Annotated in this window: 11 protein-coding genes and 1 riboswitch; of the genes, 4 read left to right on the top strand and 7 right to left on the bottom strand. The window is 61.7% G+C overall.

The window, feature by feature from the left end:
* Positions 1–103: 103 nt before the first annotated feature.
* From cpdA to VLA07_RS13180, 3 genes are all read right to left on the bottom strand, one after another.
* Entirely contained in the window at positions 104–919 is an 816-nt protein-coding gene (gene cpdA / locus VLA07_RS13190) for a 3',5'-cyclic-AMP phosphodiesterase (RefSeq protein ID WP_027611393.1), read from the bottom strand.
* A gap of 99 nt (positions 920–1018) precedes the next feature.
* The gene (locus VLA07_RS13185) at positions 1019–1471 is read right to left on the bottom strand and encodes a DUF1249 domain-containing protein (protein WP_007967395.1); all 453 of its coding nucleotides are present in this window, start codon (positions 1469–1471) and stop codon (positions 1019–1021) included.
* Entirely contained in the window at positions 1462–2079 is a 618-nt protein-coding gene (locus tag VLA07_RS13180; RefSeq protein WP_027611392.1) for an NUDIX domain-containing protein, read from the bottom strand. Before VLA07_RS13180 ends, VLA07_RS13185 begins: the two co-directional genes overlap by 10 nt.
* Positions 2080–2308: 229 nt before the next feature.
* Between VLA07_RS13180 and VLA07_RS13175 the strand changes: the two genes are divergently transcribed.
* Positions 2309–3055, top strand: coding sequence for an RsiV family protein (locus VLA07_RS13175; protein WP_027611391.1), 747 nt, complete (start codon positions 2309–2311; stop codon positions 3053–3055).
* Here the strand turns inward: VLA07_RS13175 and cytX are convergent.
* Positions 3024–4316, bottom strand: coding sequence for a putative hydroxymethylpyrimidine transporter CytX (gene cytX / locus VLA07_RS13170; RefSeq protein WP_225137265.1), 1293 nt, complete (start codon positions 4314–4316; stop codon positions 3024–3026). The two genes, VLA07_RS13175 and cytX, sit on opposite strands and share 32 nt — an antisense overlap.
* Before the next feature lie 186 nt (positions 4317–4502).
* Positions 4503–6392, bottom strand: coding sequence for a phosphomethylpyrimidine synthase ThiC (gene thiC / locus VLA07_RS13165; RefSeq protein ID WP_330207451.1), 1890 nt, complete (start codon positions 6390–6392; stop codon positions 4503–4505).
* Positions 6393–6538: 146 nt separating this feature from the next.
* A riboswitch (TPP riboswitch) is annotated at positions 6539–6644 on the bottom strand.
* Positions 6645–6849: 205 nt separating this feature from the next.
* Between thiC and VLA07_RS13160 the strand changes: the two genes are divergently transcribed.
* On the top strand, positions 6850–8283 hold the full coding sequence (locus VLA07_RS13160; protein WP_333989412.1) for a TolC family outer membrane protein: 1434 nt from the start codon (positions 6850–6852) through the stop codon (positions 8281–8283).
* A gap of 168 nt (positions 8284–8451) precedes the next feature.
* Here VLA07_RS13160 and waaA read toward each other — a convergent pair whose 3' ends face one another.
* The gene (gene waaA, locus VLA07_RS13155; protein ID WP_247269725.1) at positions 8452–9726 is read right to left on the bottom strand and encodes a lipid IV(A) 3-deoxy-D-manno-octulosonic acid transferase; all 1275 of its coding nucleotides are present in this window, start codon (positions 9724–9726) and stop codon (positions 8452–8454) included.
* A gap of 11 nt (positions 9727–9737) precedes the next feature.
* Positions 9738–10640 (bottom strand): LysR family transcriptional regulator, encoded by a 903-nt coding sequence (locus VLA07_RS13150; protein ID WP_202369967.1) that lies wholly within the window; start codon positions 10638–10640, stop codon positions 9738–9740.
* A gap of 102 nt (positions 10641–10742) precedes the next feature.
* Here VLA07_RS13150 and VLA07_RS13145 point away from each other — a divergent pair, with 102 nt between their 5' ends.
* Both VLA07_RS13145 and VLA07_RS13140 read left to right on the top strand, forming a co-directional pair.
* Positions 10743–11075 carry a DMT family transporter gene (locus VLA07_RS13145; protein WP_003221050.1) on the top strand — a complete coding sequence of 111 codons (333 nt, stop codon included), beginning with the start codon at positions 10743–10745 and terminating at the stop codon, positions 11073–11075.
* 204 nt (positions 11076–11279) lie between these two features.
* The coding region (locus VLA07_RS13140; protein ID WP_333989411.1) for an FAD-dependent oxidoreductase at positions 11280–11898 on the top strand (619 nt) is incomplete at its 3' end.

Genomic DNA, 11898 nt, shown 5'->3' with positions numbered 1-11898 from the left:
GTAGGGACGCCTTCGCGAGCAAGCCCGCTCCCACAAGGGATTTGCGAACGGCACAGATCCTTTGTGGGAGCGGGCTTGCTCGCGAAGGGGCGCAACTCGGTTTTCAGTAGCCTTCGGAGCCGTAATCGACGGTGAATTGGAAGTCGGTAACGCGCTCGACACCGGTTTCCAGCCGCCCGTCCGGCAACAGCCGCAACCAGCGATAGCCCGGCGCCTGCTCACCGACCTTGAAGTCGTGACTGCCCGGCTCGAACTGAATGCAGGTCGAAGGCGAGGCCATCAGCCGTACGCCGTTGCGTTCGCGGTCGATCTCCTGATGCACATGCCCCCACAGCACCGCGCGAGCCTGAGGAAAACGATCGAGCACGTCGAAGAATGCTTCGGGATTGCGCAAACCGATCGGCTCCGCCCAGGCACAACCCACCGGCACCGGATGATGGTGGAAACACACCAGATGATGGCGCTCCGGCGCTTCGCTCAGCGAGCGCGCCAGCAGTTGCAACTGATCATCCTGCAGATACCCCGGCACAGAGCCCGGCACCGCCGAGTCGAGCAAGGTCACGCGCCAGTTGCCGACATCGACCACTGACTCCAGCAACGCACTTTGCACCGCGGCCTGAGCCATGATTTGCGGCTCATCGTGATTGCCGGGAATCCAGCGCGCCGGCGCATCGATCTGAGCCGTCATCTCACGAAACTGTTGATACGACTCCAGAGTGCCATCCTGGGAAAGGTCCCCCGTGGCCAGAATCAAGTCGATCCGAGGTTGCTGCCCCAGCACCAACTCGATGACCTTTTGCAGGCTCTCGCGGGTGTTCATGCCCAGCAGTGTGCCGTCCGCCTCGGCGAACAGATGACTGTCGGATAACTGCACCAGCAGCGCCGGATCGGCGGTGGTCAATGTGGATACGCTCGGCAAGGCGTTCTCCCAGGGCAAAAGCACGGAATCGGTTGAGTGCCGCAATTATGCTGGGGGATGACGCAAAGGGGAAACCGGCGAACCGGACGCAGTTCACAACTAGCGTACGACTTCGTACTCGTGCCCCAGGGCCAGACAATGGCTCAGCCATTCCCCCAGGAACAGATTGAGCTGGGCCTTTTCATCCGGCTGATGCATCGCGGCGTTCGGGTAAGGATAGATGCCGCGAAAGCGTCGTGCATGTTCGGCGCTGATCACCTCGGCCATGCGCGCGTCGTGATAGACCTGCACTTCCAGTTGCGGCACCGGCAGCCACGGCAAACTGTGTTCCTGACGCACCTGCAAAGTGGTGGTGTAGGGGCAGGTCTGCAGCACTTCGAGGGCCAGCACGCCGAGCATCTGCTCGCCCTGGGTCACGGCGATCCGCCGCGCCTCGGGGTCGTTGCGCATGTCCGGCACCAGTCGCATCAGGCGCGCGTAGTTGGCCTCGCAGGCGGCTTGCAGCCCGGCGAGGTCGACTCGATAGCGATCGCGCAGCTTGTTTACGACCATAACCCCCTCACTTCGGCGCGGTTCAGCGCCAGCCATTGCAAGGCGATGATGCTCGCCGCGTTGGCAATGCGTCCGTCACGGACGGCCTGCAAGGCATCTTCAAAGGCCCAGACCGTGACACGGATGTCTTCTGCTTCTTCCTCCAGCCCATGCAGGCCGCCTACGCCTTCGGTGCTGCAGTGCCCCAGGTACAAATGCACGAATTCGTTGCTGCCGCCCGGCGACGGGAAATATTTGGTCATCGGCCACAGGGCCTTGATGTCCAGCCCAGCTTCCTCCTGCGCCTCGCGGTGAGCAACTTCTTCCGGCACTTCGGCCTTGTCGATCAGACCGGCGACCAGCTCAACCAGCCACGGGTTGTCGGTCTTGCCCATGGCACCGACGCGAAACTGCTCGAGCAGCACCACTTCATCGCGCTTTGGATCGTAAGGCAGCAGGCACACGGCATCGTGACGCACGAAGACTTCGCGGTTGATCTCGCGGCTCATGCCCCCGGCGAACAGTTCATGGCGCAGGTGCAAACGGTCGAGCTTGTAGAAGCCCTCGTAGCAGCGCTCGCGCTTTACGACATCGACGGTGGCCGGAGTGGCGTTGGCAAAATCTGTCATGAGCATCCTCTCTTGCTGCAAATCCAATACGAGGCTGCTTTTGGTTACTGGCGACCTCGACTTCGCGCCATCCTAACGCGCCCGCGATGATTGATGCAGCCCCTTTACCGTCAGCGGGATGGACGGTGGCGGCGAAACCCACTCTAATTAGCTTAGTGGCGAACTGACTGCTTCGGCGAGAGTCGAAGCGGATAACTTTTTGCCTTCCCCTGTTTCAGAAAGGACGCCCATGTCGCTTTTCAAAATTGCCTCCGTGGCCGCCATCGCCCTGACCCTGGGCGCCTGCGCCAACCTGTTCCAGCCCAACTACCGCACGCCGCTGGAAACCACTCGCGATGCGTCGGAAACCCTGAAACCCGGCTGTTCCAACCCGGACTGCCCGCTGGTGAATATCGATACCGTGCACTTCGCGGCCGAGCCTGCGCTGGACGGCATTATCGAAAAACGCCTGCTGCAAATGACCCGCACCGAGCAGAACGCAGCGGTGGCGCCAACCCTGGCTGCCTATCGTGATCAATTCCTGCGCAACGCCGGCCCGCGCAACAGCAGCTATTTGCAGGCCAAGGTACGCGAGCAGCATGACGGCTTGGTGATCATCGAACTGTCGAGCTACCTCGACACCGGCGGCGCCCATGGCACGCCGGGCCGCGGTTTCATCAACTATTCGCGTCAGCAGCATAAAGTGCTGAACCTGTCGGACATGTTGCTGCCGGGTCAGGAAGAGGCGTTCTGGAAAGCGGCGCAAGTGGCGCATAACAGCTGGCTGATCAGCACCAAGCTCGATCAGGAAGCGGATTTCGTGAAGAGCTGGCCGTTCGTCAAAACCCCGAACGTGGCGCTGACCTACGGTGGCGTGATCCTCAAGTACGACGTGAGCACCATCGCGCCTTACGCGCTGGGCCACGTCGAACTGAAGATCCCTTACCCGCGTCTGAACGGCATTCTCAAACCCGAGCTGTTTCCCGGCCGTAACTGAACGCCCGACCGAGCACCAGTTGCAACAGCCCTGCCAGCACCAGTGCCGGCAGGGTCGCGCCGACATCCGGATACAGATTCGCCAGCAAGTGGTAGGTGCTGATCCCGCCCAGCCACGCCAACAGCGCCGGCCAGCGCAATGCGGCTGACGCCACCTGAGCGCTGCGCTTGCGCAGGATGAAGTGATCCACCAGCACCACGCCGAACAGCGGCGCAAACACCGAGCCGATCAGCAACAGGAAGTTCTGGTACTGCGCCAATGGCGCCAGCAGTGCAATCAGGGTGCAGATCACGCCGATGGCCAAGGCCAGATGCTCGACTTTCAAGCGCAACAGAATCCCGCTCGACACCGCTGCCGAATGAATGTCGGCGAAAGCGTTTTCCGACTCATCCAGCAGAATCAGCAACAGCGGAATGCCCAGACCGGCCCCGGCCAGTGCCAGCAGTAACGCATTGACTTCACCGCTCGGCGCAAAGGCCAGGGTGTAAGCCACGCCGAGGCTCATCAGCCAGAAATTGCCGATGAAGAAACCGATGGCGGTGCCGCCGAAGACGTTCTTCGCACGCTTGCCGAAACGCGAGTAATCGGCGATCAGCGGCAGCCACGACAACGGCATGGCGATGGCAATATCGAAGCCCACGGCGAACGGCATCGAACCGTCCCCGGCACGCGCCCAGAGTGCCGCCAGATCAGCCTTGGCGAACAGATTCCAGGTCAGCCAGATGCACGCGGCCAAGATCAGCCAGATACCCCATTTACGCAGGATCTTGCGCACGAACGTCAGCGGCCCGCTGACTGCGAGCAAAGTCGCCAGTGCGCCGAAGCACAAGGTCCAGAGCATCGGGCTGGCCCACAGCGAACCTTCGCTGAACGCACGGCTGCCGAGCAGGCTGGCAGCGTCACGCATGACGATGATTTCGAACGAGCCCCAACCGATCAGTTGCAGCAGGTTGAGCAGCGCCGGCAGGCTCGCGCCTTTGTGGCCGAGGCTCAGTTTGAGTGCGGCCATCGACGACAGACCGGTATCGCTGCCGATCACGCCGACCGCGGCCAACAGCAGCACGCCAACCAGTGTGCCGAGGAAAATCGCCAGCAGCGAACCGGAAAGGCCCAGACCCGGCGCGAGCAAGGCACCGGTTTGCAATACCATCAGGCCGATGCCGAGGGAAAACCACAGGGAAAACAGATCGCGACCGCCGAATACTCGCTTGTCGGCGGGTACGGCGAGGTCGGGGGAATAAGTGCCGGGTTGAATGCTCAAGGTGTTATCTCAGAGGAGTATTTTTGTCATTGAGATCCCTGGCGCCTGTTCTGACGCCTTCGCGAGCAAGCCCGCTCCCACACTGGATCGCCTGTGAACACAAGTTTTGTGAACAGCTGGATTCAAATGTGAGAGCGGGCTTGCTCGCGAAGGGGCCAGCACAGACACCGCAGACTTCAGGTCAGATCAAACCTTCTTGTACAGCTGACTGCCTTCCTTCTTGAACCGCTCGGCCTGCTCCGCAAGACCCTGGGCGACGTCCACGTCGACCGCGTCGATCCGCTGGTTGGCCGCGTATTCACGGACTTCCTGAGTGATCTTCATCGAGCAGAATTTCGGCCCGCACATCGAGCAGAAGTGCGCGACCTTGGCCGAGTCCTTCGGCAAGGTTTCGTCGTGATACGAACGCGCGGTGTCCGGATCGAGACCAAGGTTGAACTGGTCTTCCCAACGGAATTCGAAACGCGCCTTGCTCAAGGCGTTGTCGCGAATCTGCGCGCCCGGATGCCCTTTGGCCAAGTCCGCTGCGTGGGCGGCGATCTTGTAGGTGATGATCCCGGTCTTCACGTCATCCTTGTTCGGCAAGCCGAGGTGTTCCTTCGGCGTCACGTAGCAGAGCATGGCGCAACCGAACCAGCCGATCATCGCCGCACCGATACCCGAGGTGATGTGGTCGTAACCCGGCGCGATGTCGGTGGTCAGCGGGCCGAGGGTGTAGAACGGCGCCTCGTCGCAGCACTCCAGCTGCTTGTCCATGTTCTCTTTGATCAACTGCATCGGCACGTGGCCCGGGCCTTCGATCATGCACTGCACGTCGTGTTTCCAGGCGATCTTGGTCAGCTCGCCGAGGGTCTCCAGCTCGCCGAATTGCGCTTCGTCGTTGGCGTCGGCAATCGAGCCCGGACGCAGGCCATCGCCCAGCGAGAAGCTGACGTCGTAGGCCTTCATGATTTCGCAGATTTCGTCGAAGTGGGTGTAGAGGAAGTTCTCTTTGTGGTGCGCCAGGCACCACTTGGCCATGATCGAACCGCCACGGGAAACGATGCCGGTCACGCGCTTGGCGGTCAGCGGCACGTAGCGCAGCAGCACGCCGGCGTGGATGGTGAAGTAGTCGACGCCCTGCTCGGCCTGTTCGATCAGCGTGTCGCGGAACAGCTCCCAGGTCAGGTCTTCAGCGACGCCGTTGACCTTCTCCAGCGCCTGATAGATCGGCACGGTACCGATCGGCACCGGCGAGTTGCGGATGATCCACTCGCGGGTTTCGTGAATATGTTTGCCGGTGGACAGGTCCATCACCGTGTCCGAACCCCAGCGAATGCCCCACGTCAGTTTCGCCACTTCTTCTTCGATGGACGAACCCAGGGCGCTGTTGCCGATGTTGCCGTTGATCTTCACCAGGAAGTTACGGCCGATGATCATCGGTTCCAGTTCGACGTGGTTGATGTTGGCCGGAATGATCGCGCGACCACGGGCGATTTCTTCGCGGACGAACTCGGGGGTGATTTCTTTCGGAATGCTCGCGCCGAAGCTGTGGCCGGCGTGTTGCTGGGTCAACAGGCCGGCGGCGCGGGCCTCTTGCAGCTTCATGTTTTCGCGGATGGCGACGTATTCCATCTCGGCGGTGATGATGCCTTTGCGCGCGTAGTGCATCTGGCTGACGTTGGCCCCGGCCTTGGCCCGGCGCGGGTTGTTGACGTGGGCAAAACGCAGTTTGGTCAGCTCAGGGTCGGCGAGGCGCTCCTGGCCGAAATTGGAACTCAGGCCAGGCAAACGTTCGGTGTCGCCACGGTCGTCGATCCACGCCGAACGCACGTCGCCCAGACCTTTGCGCACGTCGATCACCACGTTCGGATCGGTGTACGGGCCGGAGGTGTCGTAGACGGTGACCGGCGCGTTGATTTCGCCACCGAAATCGGTCGGCGTCACATCGAGGGTGATTTCGCGCATCGGCACGCGGATGTCCGGGCGCGAGCCCTGAACGTAGACTTTTTGCGAACGGGTGAACGGCTGAACCGACTGCTCATCGACCTTGGCCGAGTCACTCAGGTTGATCGCGTTTTTTGCTTTTGTAGTCATCACGGGCTCTCCAGACAGCATCCAGGCAATGGATTGTCGGAGCAGAACCTGAAAGGCACGGACGCACCAGGACTGGTGCTGTGCATCGTCGTCGAGCGTTCGATTGTCGAACAATATCCCGGACGAAGCACAAGAGGACTCGCCGGGTGACGAGAAATCTTGTTCCCTACGCAGGCGCTAACCTGATCAGGTTCAACGGGATCCGAAATTATTCGATCTCAGCCTCATAGCAAGGCACCCCGACAAGAACCCGGCCAGTCTAGACACAACCGGCAAAGAACGCCAACACCGCGGCAAACACCATGATGAATGGCGCAATTACCGGGACTTGCAGGATTGTTGCCGCACGATTGCGCAACTACACTCGCTGTGCCCTGCGCGCCTTGACGCTGCCGGGGCCGCGCCGTAGCCTTGGCGCGCACATTATTTCCGTAATATTTTTGCTAGGGATCGCCTCATGCTGCGCAAACTTTCACTGGCTCTTGCCGTGTCTTGTGCGTCCAACGCAATGGCCTGGGCAGCAGAAGCGCCCTTGTCGACCAAGACCGATCTGGTCAGCGTCTATCAGGAAGCCGTCGACAACAACGCCGATCTGGCCGCCGCCCGCGCCCAGTACGGCGCCCAGAAAGAAGTGGTGCCGCAGGCCCGCGCGGGGTTGCTGCCTAACCTGTCCGGCGGCGCCGAAGTGGCGGACGTGCGCACCTCGATAGACCAGCCTTCAGCCATTGCCAATCGCAGCGCGCATTCCTATCAGGCGACTCTCGCCCAGCCGTTGTTTCGCGCCGACCGCTGGTTCCAGTACCAGGCCGCCAAGGACGTCAACGAACAAGCCGCCCTGCAACTGTCGGCCACCGAGCAGAACCTGATCCTGCAATCGGCTGAAAGCTACTTCAACGTGCTGCGCAGTCAGGACAACCTGGCCTCGACCAAGGCTGAAGAAGACGCGTTCAAGCGTCAGCTCGACCAGTCCAACGAGCGTTTCGATGTCGGCCTGTCGGACAAGACCGATGTCCTGCAATCGCAGGCCAGTTACGACACCGCGCGCGCCAACCGCATCGTTGCGCAGCGTCAGGTTGACGATGCGTTCGAAGCGCTGATCACCCTGACCAACCGTCAGTACAACTCGATTCAGGGCATCGTCCACACGCTGCCGATCCTGCCGCCGGCGCCAAACGACGCCAAGGCCTGGGTCGACACCGCGGGCAAGCAGAACCTCAATCTGCTGGCGAGCAACTTTGCGGTCAGCTCCGCCGAACAGACCCTAAAACAGCGCAAGGCCGGTCACCTGCCGACCCTCGATGCCGTGGCCAAATATGAAAAGGGGGACAACGACGCCCTCGGTTTCGCCAACCCGAACGCCTTCGGCACGCCGTACAGTGGCAACGTCGAGCAAAGCACCCTGGGCCTGCAACTGAACATCCCGATCTACAGTGGCGGGCTGACCAGTTCGCAAGTGCGCCAGTCCTATGCGCAACTGGATCAGAGCGAGCAACAGCGCGAATCCCTGCGTCGGCAGGTGGTGGAAAACACCCGCAACCTGCACCGCGCGGTGAACACCGATGTCGAGCAGGTACAGGCGCGCCGCCAGTCGATCATCTCCAACCAGAGCGCGGTGGAAGCCACGGAAATCGGTTATCAGGTGGGTACGCGCAACATCGTCGACGTGCTCGACGCGCAGCGTCAGCTGTACACCTCGGTGCGCAACTACAACAACACCCGCTACGACTACATCCTCGACAACCTGCGCTTGAAGCAGGCGGCAGGGACGTTGAATCCGGGTGACTTGCAGGACCTGGCGCGCTATCTGAAGGCCGACTACAACCCGGACAAGGACTTCCTGCCGCCGGATCTGGCCAAGGCAGCGGAAGCACAGCTCAAGGCGCGGCCCTAAACAATCTGGAAAATCCCCTGTGGCGAGGGGATTTATCCCCGATGGGGTGCGTAGCAGCCCCAAAACCATTCACCGCGGTGATTCAGTCTGATATGGCAAGCAGGGTTAACGACTGCTGCGCAGCCGATCGGGGATGAATCCCCTCACCACAATAAATGTTCCAGGCAACTACTTGATCAATCGGCCCAGCCCATCCAGCAACCGCTGCAGCGCACCCTGATTACGCCGCATCACCGCCAGCCCCGCCTCGGCCATGCGCTGGGCATCGCGCGGCAATTCGAACAAGCGCTGCACTTCCACCGCCAGCCCTTCGGCATCATCCACTTCGGCCAGCGCGCCGGCTTCGCGCAACTGCGCGGCGATGTCGAGGAAGTTGAACAGGTGCGGGCCGCTGAGTACCGGTTTGGCCAGGGCCGCCGGCTCCAGCAGATTGTGCCCGCCGTTGGGCACCAGGCTGCCGCCGACGAAAGCACTGTCAGCCAACGCATAGAGAAACAGTAGCTCGCCCATGGTGTCGCCGAGCAGCACTGAAGTGTCCGCTTCGACGTTGGCACCGGTGGAACGGCGCACCGTGGCAAAGCCTTCACGCTGGCACAATTCGAACACCGAGTTGAAGCGCTCGGGATGGCGCGGCACCAGGATCAGCAATGCATTCGGGTAGTTCGCCAACAGTCGGCGATGGGCGTCGAGCACCACTTCGTCTTCGCCTTCGTGGGTACTCGCAGCGATCCACACCGGGCGCTCCAGCGCCTGCCATTGGCCGCGCAACTCATGGGCGCGCTGCAGCAATTGCGGGTCGATGGTCAGGTCGAACTTGATCGAGCCAGTGACCTCGACCGTCTGCGGGCGCGCGCCGAGATCGCGGAAGCGCTGGGCTTCAGCCTCGGTCTGCACCGCGAAAAAACTCATTTCAGCGAGCATCGGCGCGGTCAGCTTAGTGAAACGGCCATAGCCCCGGGCCGATCGTTCGGACAACCGGCCGTTGGCCAGCGCCACCGGAATCCCGCGCTTGGCGCACTGATGGATGTGGTTGGGCCACAGTTCGGTTTCCATGATCACCGCCAGTTTCGGTTTGGCGTGATCAAGAAAACGCGCCGCTGCGCACGGCAAGTCGTAGGGCAGATAACAATGCTGGATGCGCGGTTCGCCGGCGAACAACGCCTGAATCCGTTCCGATCCGGTCGGGGTCATGCAGGTCACGGTGATCGGCAGCTGTGGATAACGCTGCAGCAAGGCGCGAATCATCGGCGCGGCGGCAATGCTTTCGCCCACAGACACCGCGTGCACCCAGATCCCGCCGGGTTGCAGTGGTGGCATCCCGTAGGAGAAGCGCTCGCCAATCCGTTTGGCATACGCCGGGGCCTTGCGCGAGCGCAGCCACAGCCGAATCGCCACCAATGGCAGCCCCAGGTAAAACAGCGCGGTGTAGAGAGTTCTATTCATGGCGGCGGAGTTTATCGACTTTTGTCGCCAATCGCCCGCAAGTGCACGGCAAAACGTTCAGCCAGCCAGCGCGCAGCCGGGCCGAGGGGTTCATCCCGGCGCCAGACCAGCTCCACCACCAACGCCGGCGGGGTCCATTCGCTGTCCAGTTCGACCATCAACCCCTGATAGGCCGAATACTGCACCACATGCCGGGGCAGCCAGGCCCAGCCCAGATCCCGCACCAGCCATTCGGCCATCACATAGAAACTGTCAGCGCGCCACACCTGCGGACTGGCCGGTTCGTTGCCGGGGTATACGCTGGTTTGCGTCGACATCAGCAATTGCCGATGCTGCGCCAGTTGCTGGCAGGTGACGTAGGACTGCGTTGCCAGCGGATGGTTGATCCCGCAGACCGTGACCATTTCCACCCGGCCCAATACCCGGCGCTCCAGTGCCTCGGGAATTTCATCGTGATAGAACAGCAGGCCGAGATCGGCGCGACGCTCCACCAGTTTGCGTGCGACTTCACCTTGGGCGGCGCTGGTCAGCTGCACTTCGAGGCTGGGAAATTGCTCGGCCAGCGCGTCGAAGCTTTCCACCAGTGCCTGATAGGGCATCGCCTCATCCTGAGCAACTCGAAGCTGCGCTTCCTGGCCGCGCATCATCGCCATTGCCCGACCATTGAGGCGCTCGCATTGGCGCAACACTTCCCGCGCCTCTTCGAGCAGCGCTTCACCGGCTTCGGTGAGCCGCGGCTGGCGACCACTGCTACGCTCGAACAGGCTGACGCCCAAATCGTCCTCCAGCATGGCAATCGCACTGCTGATCGCCGACTGCGCCTTGCGCTGCTGGCGCGCCACGGCAGAAAACGAGCGCTGTTCGGCGACGCTGACGAAGGCGCGCAGTTGTTCCAGATTCCACAGGGTATTCATGCTGCAACCCATCTTCAAAACAGATAGGTAATGACTTTACCCCATCTGGCGAGCGACTAGAATGCCGCCTCAGCAAGCAACGTTTTACATGAGGATCTACACATGAACGCCTACGCCTTTCTGGCCATCGCCATCTGCGCCGAAGTGATCGCCACCGTTTCGATGAAAGCGGTCAAAGGCTTGAGCACCCCGCTGCCGCTGATTCTGGTGATCGTCGGCTACGGGATTGCTTTCTGGATGCTGACGCTGGTGGTACGCACTGTGCCGGTGGGAGTCGCCTACGCCGTGTGGGCGGGCATGGGTATCGTCATGGTCAGCGTCGCAGCGCTGTTCATTTATGGGCAGAAGCTGGACGTGCCGGCGATGCTCGGGATGGCGCTGATCGTGCTCGGCGTGGTGGTCATCCAGCTGTTCTCCAAGACTGCCGGGCACTGATTTACAGTAACGCAAATCCCCTGTGGGAGCGGGCTTGCTCGCGAAGGCGGTGTGGCAACAATATTTCTGTTAACTGACACACCGCATTCGCGAGCAAGCCCGCTCCCACATTTGGTTTTGCATCTGCCCTGTTGATCATCGACAAATCCCGCTCTTTCCCGAGTCTGTATACTGCGCCCTCGTCTTGAACACTGAGGTCGTTGCATGCCATCCGTTATTTCCACCGACGTTCTGATTGTCGGCGCTGGTGTCGCCGGCCTCTGGCTGAACGCGCGTCTGCGCCGTCAGGGTTTTTCGACCGTGCTGGTGGAAAGCGCCAGTCTCGGCGGCGGGCAGAGCGTGAAGTCCCAGGGCATCATTCACGGCGGCGCCAAATATGCGTTGCACGGTGCGCTGACCGGCGCCTCGGAAGCCATCGCCGACATGCCGCGCCGCTGGCGTGAAGCGCTGGCCGGCAACGGCGAGCTGGACCTGTCCGGCGTGCGCCTGTTGTCCGAAGCGCATTACCTGTGGTCGCCCGGCACCCTCGCCGGCAACCTCACCAGTTTCTTCGCCAGCAAAGCCGTGCGTGGCCGGGTCGATCAGGTCAAGGGCGATCAACTGCCGCCGGCCCTGCAAGACAAGCGCTTCAAGGGCAAGGTCTATCGCCTCGCCGAACTGGTGGTTGACGTGCCGAGCCTGATCCAGCGCCTGGCCGATCTGGCCGGTGACGGCCTGCTCGCCGGGCAAACCATCGAGCCGCTGCTGGAAGCCGGTGTGCTGGTCGGCCTGAAGGTCGACGGTCGCGAAATCCACGCCCAACGCATCGTCCTCAGTGCCGGCG

This window comes from Pseudomonas sp. S3(2024), assembly GCF_036861315.1.
In the GTDB taxonomy this organism is placed as follows: domain Bacteria; phylum Pseudomonadota; class Gammaproteobacteria; order Pseudomonadales; family Pseudomonadaceae; genus Aquipseudomonas; species Aquipseudomonas putida_A.
Note: the sequence above shows the minus strand (reverse complement) of the source record. Positions and strands in the feature narration are given on the sequence as shown.